This is a genomic window from Chitinophaga rhizophila, assembly GCF_019492185.1.
In the GTDB taxonomy this organism is placed as follows: Bacteria; Bacteroidota; Bacteroidia; order Chitinophagales; family Chitinophagaceae; genus Chitinophaga; species Chitinophaga rhizophila.
In genome coordinates, this window is sequence record NZ_JAICCF010000001.1 from 1,210,983 (window position 1) to 1,225,841 (window position 14,859).

The window sequence follows — 14,859 nt, forward strand, 5'->3', positions numbered from 1 at the left end:
ATCATCTACAGCTTAATTACAAGCAGCCTTCTCGAACATGCTCAATAATGTTCTGTTAGACTTGTAAGTATAGAAGTTGTAGAAAGTATAGTATCTGAACTGATTTGGACCGGATGGGTTATCAAACATCATCAGCATCATATCATTCCGCTGTGTGCCACCGTCGAGGTTACCAACTGCAACACCCGCACCTTGCGCCTGATCACCGACACCTTCTACATCCATATAATTACCATTACTTGGGTTACCAGCAACATCCAGATCGTAGATGTATGTTCTGAAGTGTTCTGCACCATTATTGAGATGATAAACGCCCGCAACGAGGTTAAGTTTACCATTGTTTCTGATAGGCGCGATATCCATACCGCCACCACCTAAGTAAGTGAGTGCTCCCAGGTCAGCCAGGTTGATTTGCTTCATGGTAGACCAGCTTGAGGCTACACCTTGTGCGTTCAGGTCAAAACCGATTCTGTAGCGTACAGAATAGTTATTTGGACCTCTGCCATCAATACCCATCAGGATGATATCAGGTATAGAGTTGCCGTTAATGTCTGCTAAAGCAACGCTACCATCTGTGTTATCATTACCAATACCCTGAATCTCGATTGTGTTAGACCAGGTAGTCGGCTCACCTGTAGCAGGATTTACATCAAATCCCACCTGGTAGCGGAAATTGTTTGCACCAGCAGGTGCATCGATAGACATCATTACGATATCTGTAGCTGAGTTACCGTTGATATTTCCGATAGCTACGCCTGCACCTTCAGCATCATTTCCTGCGCTGTTACGACGCTTGAAAGAATATGTCGTTGCTGGCTGTCCTGTTGCAGGATTGATGTTCATTAACCAGGTATACTCGAAGTAGTTAGCACCTGGAGGATCATCATTACCCATTAACAATACATCTGGTCTCGGGTCGCTATCAATATTACCAATTTTGATATCTGCACCGTCAGCTTCGCTGATTCCAGCCTGAGTAGCATAGAACTTATAGGGGAATACATTTTCGTCGGGAGCATTTAACCAGCTTACTTCTGGGTGGGCTTCACCACCAGCCGTGAGTGGGTTTGCACTCTTCGTATCTGCCTGGACACCGTAAATATAACCACAAGCCATTGTGATCTGCCTGTCTACAGTGATAATACTTCCAGGGCTTGTTGGAACGCTTACAGTACCAAGACTTTGAACTGTTGCACGGCCAGGCATGCTGGTGGTATATAACGTTACAGCTTCGTAGCAATTACTTACTACAATTCGCGCGTTATACAATGTCGAAAAATTGGGCACTTTGCTCAAGATAGAGATATAAGCATTACCTACTATCGCTTCTCTGGCACCAGCCTCTCCTCCGACAATACGTCCGCCTGCATTAACATTTTTAGGTGCGGGCACTAGCGTTGTGTCATCCAGAAATACGTAGGAACCTTTTCCGGTTACGCTATCTTCAACGTATTTGTAATGTAGTGATCTTACCATTCCTTCGGGAACAGCTGCATCTTGTGTGGTGGGTGTTGTGGGTACACCGTTCTTTTCTTCTTTTGCGCAAGAAACAAACAATGCAAGGCCAAGTGCAGACACAGCTACACCAGCTCCCCATAGGGATTTTTTTAACATGGTCTAATTGGTTTTAGATGAATATAATATAAGCTGACTACGTGCGGCATGGACACGCGACTGCTATATATTCGTGTGAATATGTGGTGTGATTCCGTTTAAATGAAAAATATAATTGTCAGTAGCAGCTCTAAAAAACTCAGAACAACATGTACTGATAAATAATTAAAGCAACTTTAAAAAGGGTATATTTTTTTGTGTTTTGAAGTGGGTAATATCAACGGGTATAGAGGATATTTCACATGATTATTACAATTCTATTTTCAGGTCAACGATATATTTTTTCTACTTAAGTATTCGATTACAAATGTAAGGCAATTATACAATCAAAGTACACCAAAAAGTAATTTGTGGATATCTATTTTTTTATCCCGATTCATACTTTAAAATAATAGCGTTTGAGATTAAACGTTATCATTTTTACTGGAATATCTTCTGGAAAATCTAAGTCTCAGCTAATCAATTATGAAGTTAATTCCGACCCAAAATATATTATTTTCATTGACCTCCGCTGTTAAAATATGCAGAGGTGTTAAACTTATGAGTTAACAGTTCATTTCCAAAAAAGCTACTGGCAATTCTGCCCTAAAACTGATAATTTTTTATCTGATTGACAATCTCTCCGTTAGCACTATTCACAACGTATTACTACCCCATTTATTCGCTTCAGCAGATGTTGTATACACACATAGTAACCTGCCATCTTCACTGCTAAAATATCTGATGAATTGATTCTGCCTCCCTGCTTTCCAAGATAGTTAAAATCTTCCCATATGACCTTTTATATCTAAGCTCGCCCATTTACAGAGAATTTAATTCTATTAATCAATGCTTTCGCATTCAACTTCGACACCGCTGTTTTCTCCGTATCGAATACCATAAAAAAAGTCTGCAGGATCTGAATAACATCTAAAATCAGATACTATTCAAACCCTGCAGACATTATCATCTCGCTTCCTTACAAGGAAGCTGTATGTTCCGCTATTACTTTCCCACAGGTCAGCATATTTTTTGGATAATAAGGATTTTTAATCTCTTCTTTATCACTAACCCAGGTTACTCCGGTCATCGGACATTGCTGGTAATACAAGGTATTTTTGGACATTGGGATGATACCAGTAAGTTGCCAGAAAGTCTGCGAGAAAGTCGTAAAGTACTTCCTTTGTTTATTCACATTCTGTGTACCGGCCATATTGGTCACATCTGCCAGCAATTTTGCTTTTGTTGCCGTAAATACCTGCTGTGAATCTACAGACATGCCAGCTGGCTTAAAATTTTCAAGAACCGCTGTCATAGAAGCAGCTGCTTTTTTTACCGAAACAGAGTCGTTTGCCACCAGTGCATCTTTAATTGCCAGATAGGAAACTGAAACAGATTGATTGTGTTTAACTGCACGTTTGTTTTGAGCAGAAAGTGTAGCAAAAGGTGCCAGTGCAAGCAGCAGCAGTAATTTCTTCATTGTTCGTTTGTTTTAATGTTGTCGTAATGCCTGATTAGCACAAAGATACTTTTTTGAAATATAGCAACTAAATCAGATCATGATTATTATTGTTGCATATTCCCTAACACTGGCGTATTGAATGGAGAATAAAAAGGAGAATATCCATTATAACTGCTTCTGCTTACACCAATACTTCCGGAAATAGAAAATGTTCTTTCATTATTGGTATACATTAGCCCTATTCTGGCAGTCGAGAATGCACCGAAGTTAGTTGTTTGCTGTTGCATAAACCCGCCATTCTTGCCGGCTCCAGACTGTAAAAAGCCACCATTATTCCTGGAAACATAGGGTTCCAATGTAAGGTTACCAAAGGCGTATATGTTATTCGTCAATTGCCGGTTCACCTGTAATGCCAGCGGTGCCGACAGATAGGTACTACTACCTCCCCGGAAACCCACAAAGCCGGTCGAAAGACCAGCATATTTGGAAAAAGACCACTTACTTACATTTTTACCTGTATCAGCAGACTGATGAGAAGGCCATAATCCTGACTGGAGGCCGCTCATAGTACCAAAAGTTCCGGGCAGCTGAGCCTTTACTGCCATAGCTGACATTAACACTGTTATTATAAGGATTGTCCGTTTCATCAGCATAAAGATAAAAATCCTTTTTAATTAATGATGCTAACAAAATCCTAATATATGCTATATCAAATGGACCGGCATTTATGCGATCCTTAAGGGACTTTCCCAATGTACTAAATTAAGAAAAAACCGGTCCTTCGATCTGATTTATCTCTCAAAGACAAACGCCAGAGATGTTTACATATCCGGCGTTTGTCTTTGGCATTTTTCTTCCCTAAAGAACGGTATATCAATTCCGTAATTACTGTTACAAATTATCACTGGCATACCATTCAGCGAAAGAATTACTTGTCTCATACAACTTCAGGCTATGCAACAACACCCCTTCCGGAAGCTTCCCACTGATACGTTGCGCAAAGTCCACCACCATATTTTCACAAGTGGGCTGCCATGACGTCCAGACGATGCGGCCAAACAGTTCGCTATTTGCAGCCGTAGCCGGTATTGTATCACCTCCACTCCTCAACATTAACGCATGATCTAGTGGTGCAATCACTTCCTGCTGCACAATGGATTTTAGTTCTGAGAAATCAAGCACCATTCCGTCATTATTATGTCCGGGCATATCTATGGGCTGCCCGCTTACTGTCACCTCAAGTTGGTAGGAATGGCCATGTATATGCCTGCAAAGTCCACTATACCCGGTAAGGGCATGCGCCATCTCAAATTTGAATATCCTGGTAATACGTATGATCTTTTTCATGAGTGGCGCAAAGCTAATATACCAGGCAATCGCCAGCACTGATCCGAATCAAAAGGAATAATGACAAACATCATTGACTACTACCCCTATTCACTTCTTAAGCTCTTGACAGGATCGCCTAATGCAACCTTCACTGCCTGATAGCTGACTGTAACTGCGGCAATCAGCAATACTGCCCCTCCTGCATAGCCAAAAATGGTCCAACCGGGAGTGATTCTATAAGGATAATTTTCAAGCCATTTACCAATTGCGAGCCATGCCAATGGCATAGCAACGACTAAGGCAATTAGTACCAACCGAATGAAATCAAAGGATAACAAAGCCGCAATACTCTGCACTGATGCACCAAGTACCTTTCTGATTCCTATTTCCTTATTACGCTTCTCTGCGGAAAGCACAGACAATCCAAATAACCCTATGCAGGAGATGAAGATAGTCAGCACTGCTCCAAACAGGATAATCCTTTTCCACCTGGCTTCCGATTCATAACTCTTCAAATTGGCCTCATTCTTAAAGACATATTGGTATGGCGTCAAAGGGAAGAACTTTTTAAATTGCTGCTCGATATACGCCAGGCTACGGGTAGCAGTGTTTGGTCTGATCTTGATATAAAATACGCCATAAGGATTGGCATTACTCATTGTAAATAACTGTGGCTGTATCTTAGTGTCGAGTGACGCATAATGATGATCTTTTATTACACCAATCACCTCATACCGCTTGTTATTCTGAAAGTTAAACACCACCGGCTGCCCAATTGGATCTTTCCAGCCAGCTTGTTTCACGAATGTCTCATTCACCAATACAGAATGCACGGAATCTCCCGGATGATCAGCAGAGAAATTTCTGCCCTGAACCAATGCTATCTGTAAGGTTTCCAAGTAGGACTCATCTATTGTCTCCCATGCAAATCTTATAGAAGAATCATTGGCCATATTTGCCATGGTACTCCATGCGCCCCCGTTCTTAGGCGCAACATACTGGATATCGGGCAATCTAAGCAACTGCTCCTTAAAAAGGGCGGCTTCCTGGTGCGTAATATTGTTTCTGCTCACCATCACAATATCCTGATCATTATATCCCAGATCTGCCTTCACCATGTAATTGAACTGAGAATAAATTGTGAAGGTTGCAATGATCAGAAAAGACGCCAGCGTGAACTGTAAGATTACCAAAGACTTTTGCAGAATACCTTTGCCTTTCAATGTAAACCTGCCGTACAACGTGTCTACTGGTCGGTAACCAGATAAAATTAACGCCGGATAACATCCGGCCATCAATCCTGTTAACAGAAACAATAAGATATAAGCTGAAATGAGCTTTCCACCAATCAGATATCCTATAGCTAACTTTTTGTTCGCCAATTCATTAAACACAGGCAGCAGTAACTGCACCAGTAATATTGCAAATAAAAACGCTATTGCACACAGAACAAAAGACTCTCCCAGGAACTGGACAATTAACTGTCTACGGTCGCTCCCTACTGCCTTACGGATACCTATCTCCTTTGCCCTTCTCACAGACCGGGCTACAGTCAGGTTAACAAAATTGATGCTTGCAATCAACAGCACAAATAGCGCAATACCAGATAGTATGTAGGCATATATAGGATTACTTGCTCTGTCCAGACCATTTTGCGCTGCAAAAGTGGTACTCATGTGTATATCAAGCAATGGCTGTAATAAATAGTTACCTATCCGGACATCCTTTGAGGTATTACCGAATTTGGCATTTAACGCATAAAAGGTTGCTGTGGCATCCTGTTCATAAAAGCGCTGCATCTGGCTACGCACAACCGTGGGATCAGCATGTTCCTCTAGTTCAATAAATGTACTGAGGTAGTATGAAAACCAATTCTCATCGTTTTTCTGATCGTCAGGTTTCTCACGGATAGGCATTAATATATTATACTGTATAGATGAATTTTGCGGACAATTCTCCGTTACCGCGGTAACCTGATACGGAGCAAAGTCTTCACCCTCGCGGACCATTAACACTTTACCAACTGCATCTGCTGTTCCAAAACGTTTAATTGCCTCATTTCTGGTAATTACGACTGAATGCCGGTCCTTCAGGCAACTGGCAACATTACCATCTATTATAGGGAAGTGAAAGAATGATAGGAAATTACTGTCTACAAATAACAGACTTCTACCATCTATGGTTGAACCTGTTTTGAAGTCTGCATAGCCATCCTGTACGCGTACAAATGACTTGATGCCTGGCACATGCTGACGGAACCTGGGGCCCTGTAATAACCCGCTACTTGCAAGATTCTGCTCCTCACCATGATTGAATGACTGATAAACAACCCTGTATATGTTATTACTATTAGGGTGAAACCGGTCAAAACTTGCTTCATCCTGCACATACAACAATATCAGCATGGCACAGGTAAGTCCTATGGTCAGGCCAGCGATATTAATAACAGAATATACCTTATTGTGTGCGAGATTACGCAGGGCGATTTTGATGTAATTCTTTATCATAGCTTCATTAAAACACCTAAGTGCGTCAACGCGTATGCCAAATCACAACCAGATGATTATTAATAAATTAAAAGGAGATATTGCTATTCAAACGTCCGATTTAGGACAATTGTGTGCGCCCGCGGGCAGTTATACAGGCTGAATCAGCTACAGGCAATGCCCCATCTGACCCAGCCTGCTATATTATTCATTCACTTTAGCTACATTCTTTTTATCTATGGCAATAGCAGCCGCCAGGTCTTTCCCATGACATTTACTATAAGGCTTCCCGCTTCCACAATAACAGGGGCTACCTAGTTTACCTCCTTCCTGTATAAACAGCTGCACGTTTTCCAGCAGTGCATTATAGTGGTTGAACATGTTCCCTGTATAGGTATTGAAATTGATCCGCTCATCGTCTAGTCGGGTAGCATATTTTAATATATAGTCTTTCATATCCGAGAGTAAGATCAGATGATCTGCTAACGGATTTGCCCCTGTGCTCATCCTGATACCAGCAATATGTTTGCCCTCATAAGGATATCTATCGTCGGGAATGAAGATCAGCTGGTCAACAGCAGGATGATGAGGCGTAATGTCCGTCAGATTACCGTCCCGATCTTCCCATACCGCATAATGCTCGGCTCCACAGGTGAACTCGTCTGACGAGATTGCCCATCCATATACGATGCTGCCGCCATCGCTCGCTATCTTCTTCTGTACATTATCATAGCTGTTTCCTGGCTTAGCCGCCGGCTCAGGCGCTACTTTTATTATCTCATGCGCATATTCTGATCCTATCCTGTTGATCAATTGCTGAATAGGTGCCGTTATCTCAATTGAATTTGTCATACTGGTAAATAAACACTACAAATTTAACCCTGCAAAGGTAAGCTGAAGACAGGTATATAGTTCAATCTGCTCATCTTACAGGAATGTTCATCTAAAATACCTGAGATATAAATTGGCGGCGGAGATAGTTAGGAGCCAGACACTGCTATTATTTATACGAGGTTATCTTAAAATGGCCGCATTCAAGCTAAATGACTCATAATCAAGCATCATATTTAAAATAGCTGCGATACAACACTACCCCAGGATACATTTCTATGTGTATAAAAGGATCTCAATAAGCCTGCTCCAGACCATGTTATTCAATATACAACAGATTGATTATCTTATATTTAATTGTAAAATTGTACGTTATTCTTGGAACTATACTGTAAGAGTTAGTATATTTATGCCCATGAACTATACTATGAGTAATCTGGATGGAATGACAAGGCTGCCCTCAGCAGCCATATATGTCAGGCATACATCACTCTTAAATGATTTACCATCACAGGAAAGTCAGCCACAGACTTCTGCCGCTTACAGCGCAAATGACGTGGTTTGTACAAAACCAGATCTTAATTATTAATTATCTGAACAACAGGAAGCAGGAAAAGCCTTTACGTCTATCGTAATACTGTTTTAGCAAAGGCATTTCACACAGCTGTATCCTAATATACAAGCTACATTCTTATCACAGCATATATCTGGTGTAAAACCTAAACAATCAATTTCGTTAATTAAAGTTCAAATGGCTGAAGACGCAAAGCAGGAGAAAGAAATACTCGCTGAATTGAAGAAAGATTTCCCTCTGACCAAGGAATCAATAAAAGAAGTAGACTTTAAGCATTTTCCTTCATTTCATAGAAGTAACAACTTCAGAATTACTTATGCCTGGAGATTTACCGACTTTTCTCCACGTGCATATTTCGCTAAATATCGTAATAGCTACAAAGTAAATACTGCTGCTCAGCAAACAGATCAACATGAACTTCCGGCTACCGCTACGCATAAGTTCGCCGGTATTTATATAAAGTTTGATTACGTAATGCCTGATTTTATTATCAGAGCCAACACTCAGGGGGATAAATTCCTCAATCTTTATTTTCCGAATGTTGTAAAAGTAAAGTCAATTCCTGCCTTCAATCATAAATACATTCTTGAATCGCTGGATGCAGCTACCATCGAACAAGTAATCGGGCAGGATATATTTGCCATGTTGATGAATGAACAAGACCTGAATATAGAGGTAAAGGATAACAAATGCCTGATATTCGGACTTACTCCCTTCAGCTATGAATACTGCAAAACTCTCATCCTCCTTGCCCAGGAGCTTATCAAAAGAAATCTTGAAAGTAATATTCCGGTAGAAGAGCCTACTAATACCAGCAATCTGCTATTTTAATAGGTTAACCAAGCCCGGTTTTATATCTGTATGTAGAACGGACTTCCTGTGCCATATGCAGGAAGCCGGTTCTATCTCACAAGGTTCATCATATCTCTACTAACTAAGTATCTGACTTATCCAGTCCCTCGTCACTGCTGTCAATACTGGCAGCATATCTTTTTTCTTACCTGCTTTAAATGAGTGATCTGCTCCTTCCAGTTTAACCAGCGTCGCCTGCTTTAAAGAAGCACACACCCCCTCTATTAACTCCCATGTGGCCAGGGTATCTTTAGTACCCTGCAAAAACAACATAGGCGTCTTCACTTCCTTCAGATGATCCGCACGCTCTACTGATGGTTTACCGGCAGCATGCAAGGGGAAACCGTAGAAAATCAATCCCTTTACATCCTCCCGCTGAATAACAGACAGATACTGTGAACTCATACGCCCCCCAAACGATTTCCCTGCTACAAAAAGCGGTAACGCAGGATACAATTCACGTGCCTTATCAATGGCGGTCGCAATAGTCTTATGTGCAACGGCAGGTGTATCTGGCCGGCCTTTCTTGTTCTCGGTAAACGGGAAATTGAAACGCAGCGTACATACTCCCGATTCCGCCAGGGCTGTAGCCAGACTTGTCATAAAAGCATGCTCCATACCCGCTCCTGCTCCATGCGCAAGCGTCATTATACATACAGGCTTCTCCGGCATCATACTTATTGCTGATACGCTATCAAGGGGAGAAGGTAATTCTAATGATAAAGAGCTAATTTCCATAAACATACTTTTAACAGACATTCAAAGATAAAGCATGGTCAGGAATATATACACTGTTCTACAACATGGTAATTTACCCGAAATAAGGTACCTTTTTCACTGCAAATGTGATCATTACCGGCTTATTCCAGAATGTTTCCGGTTTCTGGTTCGTTCTTTGCCCTTTAGCCTTTTTTGACTATATAGTTACCATAAACAATAAAGCGGCTGGAATCATGAATATTCTACTGATAGAAGACGAAACTGATCTGCAGGAAGTTGTAAAAGAATCTTTATCCAAAGAAGGTTTTCTTGTTGAAACAGCAGGTAGCTTTCAGGAAGGACTTAAAAAGATCAGCTTCTATGACTACGACTGTGTATTGCTGGATATCATGTTACCAGGTGGCGACGGTCTCCGTATCCTCGAAAAACTCAAAGAAATGGATAAGTCTGAGAATGTAATCATCATCTCTGCAAAAGATTCTGTTGATGATAAAATCAAAGGTCTGAACCTGGGCGCTGACGATTACCTTACTAAACCTTTCCATATCGCAGAGTTGAATGCAAGAGTCAAATCTGTACTACGTAGAAAACAGTTCGATGGGAAGAATACACTTGAATGTGCCAATGTAAAAGTTGATATTAACGAATTTACTGTGCATGTTAACGACCAACTACTATCCCTTAATAGAAAAGAGTTTGACATCCTCGTCTACCTGATGTCAAACAGGAACCGCCTTATCAGCAAATCGTCCCTGGCAGAGAGAGTCTGGGGCGACTATATGGATGATGCCGACGACTTTGAATTTATCTATTCCCAGATGAAAAATCTCAGAAAAAAGTTAAAAGACAGCGGCGCAGAGATTAAAATCACTGCCATGTATGGAATGGGATACAAACTGGAAGCATGAAATTACATAACTACACCTTAAAATACCTCGCAGTTGCTTTACTCTCCGTCATCATGTTGTGGGGAGTATTATTTTACATCCATATAAAAGAACAAATTGGGGAAAGCCTTGACAGGAATCTGAATAACTATAAACTGGATTTTATACAAGCGGCCCAGAAAGATTCTGCCGTGCTAACACAGTTATTTGTATCAGGCGATGTTTACCATATAACGGAAATACCAGAAGAAGAAGCCCTGACCATCAGGGATACTTACCATGACAGCACCATTTCTATGGATGGTGAAGACGTATCAGCCCGTAAACTTACATCCGCCTTTTCCCTCAACAATAAATACTACAAACTTGAACTTACTACCTCCACACTGGAAGAAGAATCACTCATCAAAAATATACTATATGGCATTATTGGGTTGTACCTCGCATTACTATTAAGTATACTATTCATCAACAACCTTTTACTCAGAAAGCTGTGGCGGCCATTCTATTCCATCATTGGTCAGATGGAGAAGTTCCATCTTGGCAGGAATACACAAGTAACTACCGCTGATACCTCTATATCTGAATTTGCTTCACTTAACGAAACCATTACCTCTCTCGTAGCAAGAGCCGAGGACACTTTTTCCAGTCAACGCCAGTTTGTGGAGAACGCCTCTCATGAACTACAAACACCACTGGCTATAAGTCTGAACAGACTGGAACTACTACTGGAAAATGAAAGCTTGTCTGATGACGCAGCAATGTCTGTTACACAGGTCATGAAAGGACTGGAAAGACTCTCCAGGCTAAATAAGACATTGCTACTACTTACAAGGATAGAAAACAACCAGTTTCCTGCTACTACGACTGTAAATTTCAATGACCTGGTACAAACGCTCATATCCGAATTTGAGGACTTGTATCAACACCGCAATATCACCGTTCAGATTGAAAAAGCTAAACAGCCATTGCTTTTCTCAATGAACGAAGACCTCGCTGCCACATTGTTAGTAAATCTGCTTAAAAACGCTATCATTCACAATATTGATAACGGAAAGATTACTATCAATATACAGCCCTATAAATTTGAGATTACCAATACCGGCGCAGCTGAACCCCTGGATACAACAAGGGTGTTCAATCGCTTTTACAAGAACTCGGCTAATAAACAATCGACAGGCCTCGGACTTGCTATCGTGAAAGCCATCGCCAATCTGTATGGTCTGTCTGCTGATTACACCTACCGGCATGAACAACATACCATTGCTATCCTATTTCCCCGTAAATAACCACCCTGTTCCCGGTTCTTTCCGGTTTCTGCACTTAATCTTGCCGTATACCAATTGTTGCGGCTATGAAAAGAAGCTTACTAACCCTGCTGCTGTTTACCTATTGGCTGAGTGCTTGCAGTCAAGCCTACAATGGAAAAAAAATCGGCCATGTTGAACCACTCCAGTTAGATCTTATTCAAGACCTGGATGCCCGTAATGGAGACAAAGAGTTTGAAGTAGATATGGAAACCGATATGCAACGGCAATACAATGAACTTAACTTCTCACTTGAATATGAGCAGGCTATTGCAGAAAGGCTGGGATTTGAGGTACAACTGCCTTTTAGTTTCTATCAACCTAAAAGCAATCCAGTACCGGGTGAAGAGCTTCCCAAAAACAGAATGGAAGGGCTAAAATTAGGACTACAGTATACAGTAGCAGTGTTACCCGCTGTGCAGACATCCGTAGCGGTAGCCATTACCCACGAAACATATTTCCATTCATTCAGGACAATGAAGCAAAAAGGCGGTATAATGAAAGGATCATCAGAAAACATTGCGCTGATAGCAGCAAAACGATGGGGCAGGCACTTCCATACTATGATACACACTAACTACGAATGGATGAACCTGACAGGCAATAAAGGCAACTCTTATATCAATCATGACATTAGTATACATTATCAGTTTGAGCGCCGGTACGTTCTTGGATTAGAATACATTTGCAGGAACAATATAAAGGAAGAAGCTACCATATACCCTCAGGCCAGACTAGCATTAAATAAGCTGGCGGAATGTACCTTAGCCGCACAGATCCCGGTAGATAAGACAAAAGAAGGCATCCATTTCCTGGTCGGGCTTGAAATAAAACTATAATCAATTCCAGATTCTTTCCGGTTTCATGTTGCAGCTTTGTATTATCAACAAATTATTAATCACTCAATCAGTAAAAAATGGAAAAGAGAACAATATTACTCAGCGTCCTTACTTTCTTTATTTTCGGAACTGCATTTGCACAGAAAATCCCGTCTAAAGACGTTCCTTCCGTTGTGCTTAACAACTTCCAGACAAAATTCCGTAATGCGGAAGATGTAGAGTGGAAACACAAGAACAACTACTATGAAGTTGAATTTGAAATAAACCACCGCGACTATGAAATCAAGTACAATCCCAAAGGTGGAGTGATCTCCTATGAAGAAGAACTGGATGTGAACACAGTACCTTCAAATATACAATCCGCAATAAAGACCAAGTACCCTAACAGTACTGTCCGCGAGGCCGAAAAGAAAGAGAAAAATGGTCTGACTTATAAGGTTGGCATTAAAGACGCTGCCGGCGAAAAATGGGATATTGTCCTGGATCAGGCAGGAAAGATCATCTCAGAGAAAAGAGACTGATTATAATAATACAACAACATGCGATTGCTGATTTGCGGAGGAGAAGGGCTCGAACCTCCATCTGCAGATTGGCAATCCTCATTTTTCCAGTTAAACTATCCTCCGTTGCAACATTATAACGACAGGAATCGAACCTATATATCCTGGAATTAGCGTCCCGGTGTTTTTCCAGTTAAACTACATTTAGAAGCTGCGGCACCAATATACATACTTTTATTCATATATAGGATATCCAATATAAGCAGAGGTGATGTTTATGCTCCTTCCAAACGCATTACAGTATAGACAAGGATAATTAAATCCGGTCACCCCTATAAATTTTCTCTATACCCTATGATATAAATCTATGACCTGCCATTATTGACCTTCATTCCCTAATATTGCTTCAAATCGATATACACCATGGATATATTTGAAGCGGCAAGAACTAATGATATTCCTGCACTGGAAGGTTTTCTTACCAGTCATCAGCTCAATGCCAGAGATGCACGCGGCTCAACAGCCCTTATTATAGCTACCTACCATAATCATGCGGCAGCTGTCACCACCTTGCTGCAAGCAGGCGCTGATACTGAAATTCAGGATAATATGGGTAATACTGCCCTCATGGGGGTATGCTTTAAAGGGTACATAGAAATGGCCGATCTGCTACTGAAACATGGCGCTAAGGTGGATGCTGAAAACTATAATGGCGCTACTGCCCTTACCTTTGCTGCTACTTTCGGGCGCACTGGCATTATCCGGTTGTTACTTAGCCATGGCGCATCCCCTCTCAAAAGGGACAAATCTGGCAGAAGTCCGATCGATTATGCACGTTTACAACAAAACCGGACCTCCTATGAGGCATTATTTGCTGCTGCTACCAGGTAAGACATGCAATAAATGCTAAATAGTGCCAGGGTATGCCTATATCCTGTGGTAAGATTTTTGTTTAACATACGGTAAACAATCCTCACCCTGAAAAGACACCTTACAATGAGTGATATATTTGACGCAGCCAGAATCAATAATATACCCCTCCTGCAGCAACAAGTAGCTGCCGGACAGATCAACGCCAGAGATGGCAGAGGATCTACCCCATTGATCATCGCCGCTTATTATAACCACAGCGAAGCTGTCAGCTACCTGCTGAAGGCTGGTGCAGCAATGGAGCTAAAAGATAACCTAGGACATACGGCGCTGATGGGTGCATGTTTTAAAGGACATGAAGCTATCGTCAGGCTGCTGCTCAACAAAGGTGCTGCTATTAGTACTGAAACTGACAATGGCGCTACCGCACTTACATATGCCGCTACGTTCGGACACCAGCATATCGTGTCGCTGTTAATGAACCACGGTGCTAATCCTTTAAAGAAGAAATTTAGCATGAAGATAAAAATGGTGATAGGATTGTTCACAAGAATGCTGTCCCCTAAAAAAGCTGCTGTAGCTAATTCATGACATGTCACCCTTACCCGT

14 protein-coding genes and 1 tRNA gene are annotated in these 14,859 nt (G+C 41.3%); 7 read left to right on the top strand and 8 right to left on the bottom strand.

The features are described 5' to 3' along the window. Positions 1-12 precede the first annotated feature (12 nt). The 6 genes from K1Y79_RS04465 to K1Y79_RS04490 form a co-directional block, all read right to left on the bottom strand. The gene (locus K1Y79_RS04465; RefSeq protein WP_220248794.1) at positions 13-1,614 is read right to left on the bottom strand and encodes a hypothetical protein; all 1,602 of its coding nucleotides are present in this window, start codon (positions 1,612-1,614) and stop codon (positions 13-15) included. Positions 1,615-2,572: 958 nt separating this feature from the next. After that, positions 2,573-3,073, bottom strand: coding sequence for a DUF3347 domain-containing protein (locus K1Y79_RS04470; RefSeq protein ID WP_220248795.1), 501 nt, complete (start codon positions 3,071-3,073; stop codon positions 2,573-2,575). A gap of 86 nt (positions 3,074-3,159) precedes the next feature. Continuing rightward, positions 3,160-3,660, bottom strand: a complete 501-nt coding sequence (locus K1Y79_RS04475; RefSeq protein ID WP_220248796.1) for a hypothetical protein — start codon at positions 3,658-3,660, stop codon at positions 3,160-3,162. Positions 3,661-3,946: 286 nt separating this feature from the next. Further along, complete coding sequence (locus tag K1Y79_RS04480; protein ID WP_220248797.1) at positions 3,947-4,402, bottom strand: 6-pyruvoyl trahydropterin synthase family protein; 456 nt, start codon at positions 4,400-4,402, stop codon at positions 3,947-3,949. An 86-nt stretch (positions 4,403-4,488) separates the two neighbouring features. Next, positions 4,489-6,891, bottom strand: a complete 2,403-nt coding sequence (locus K1Y79_RS04485) for an ABC transporter permease (RefSeq protein WP_220248798.1) — start codon at positions 6,889-6,891, stop codon at positions 4,489-4,491. Positions 6,892-7,074: 183 nt separating this feature from the next. Continuing rightward, a complete protein-coding gene (locus K1Y79_RS04490) occupies positions 7,075-7,722 on the bottom strand; it encodes an SEC-C domain-containing protein (protein ID WP_220248799.1) in 648 nt (215 codons plus the stop codon). A 730-nt stretch (positions 7,723-8,452) separates the two neighbouring features. Here K1Y79_RS04490 and K1Y79_RS04495 point away from each other — a divergent pair. Further along, the gene (locus K1Y79_RS04495) at positions 8,453-9,106 is read left to right on the top strand and encodes a hypothetical protein (RefSeq protein WP_220248800.1); all 654 of its coding nucleotides are present in this window, start codon (positions 8,453-8,455) and stop codon (positions 9,104-9,106) included. Positions 9,107-9,205: 99 nt separating this feature from the next. Here K1Y79_RS04495 and K1Y79_RS04500 read toward each other — a convergent pair whose 3' ends face one another. Beyond that, positions 9,206-9,865, bottom strand: a complete 660-nt coding sequence (locus K1Y79_RS04500) for an alpha/beta hydrolase family protein (RefSeq protein ID WP_220248801.1) — start codon at positions 9,863-9,865, stop codon at positions 9,206-9,208. Positions 9,866-10,080: 215 nt separating this feature from the next. Here K1Y79_RS04500 and K1Y79_RS04505 point away from each other — a divergent pair, with 215 nt between their 5' ends. The 4 genes from K1Y79_RS04505 to K1Y79_RS04520 all read left to right on the top strand — a co-directional run bounded on the left by K1Y79_RS04505 (position 10,081) and on the right by K1Y79_RS04520 (position 13,401). Continuing rightward, a complete protein-coding gene (locus K1Y79_RS04505) occupies positions 10,081-10,755 on the top strand; it encodes a response regulator transcription factor (protein ID WP_220248802.1) in 675 nt (224 codons plus the stop codon). Then, a complete protein-coding gene (locus tag K1Y79_RS04510) occupies positions 10,752-12,023 on the top strand; it encodes a sensor histidine kinase (RefSeq protein WP_220248803.1) in 1,272 nt (423 codons plus the stop codon). Before K1Y79_RS04505 ends, K1Y79_RS04510 begins: the two co-directional genes overlap by 4 nt. A 65-nt stretch (positions 12,024-12,088) precedes the next feature. Continuing rightward, a complete protein-coding gene (locus K1Y79_RS04515; RefSeq protein ID WP_220248804.1) occupies positions 12,089-12,880 on the top strand; it encodes an HAEPLYID family protein in 792 nt (263 codons plus the stop codon). A gap of 77 nt (positions 12,881-12,957) precedes the next feature. Further along, positions 12,958-13,401 (top strand): PepSY-like domain-containing protein, encoded by a 444-nt coding sequence (locus K1Y79_RS04520; protein ID WP_220248805.1) that lies wholly within the window; start codon positions 12,958-12,960, stop codon positions 13,399-13,401. Between the two features lie 34 nt (positions 13,402-13,435). Here the strand turns inward: K1Y79_RS04520 and K1Y79_RS04525 are convergent. After that, a tRNA-Gly gene (locus tag K1Y79_RS04525) sits at positions 13,436-13,506 on the bottom strand. Between the two features lie 297 nt (positions 13,507-13,803). Here K1Y79_RS04525 and K1Y79_RS04530 point away from each other — a divergent pair. Both K1Y79_RS04530 and K1Y79_RS04535 read left to right on the top strand, forming a co-directional pair. Then, positions 13,804-14,271 (top strand): ankyrin repeat domain-containing protein, encoded by a 468-nt coding sequence (locus K1Y79_RS04530; protein WP_220248806.1) that lies wholly within the window; start codon positions 13,804-13,806, stop codon positions 14,269-14,271. Between the two features lie 105 nt (positions 14,272-14,376). Next, the gene (locus K1Y79_RS04535; protein WP_220248807.1) at positions 14,377-14,841 is read left to right on the top strand and encodes an ankyrin repeat domain-containing protein; all 465 of its coding nucleotides are present in this window, start codon (positions 14,377-14,379) and stop codon (positions 14,839-14,841) included. The last annotated feature ends 18 nt before the right edge of the window (positions 14,842-14,859 follow it).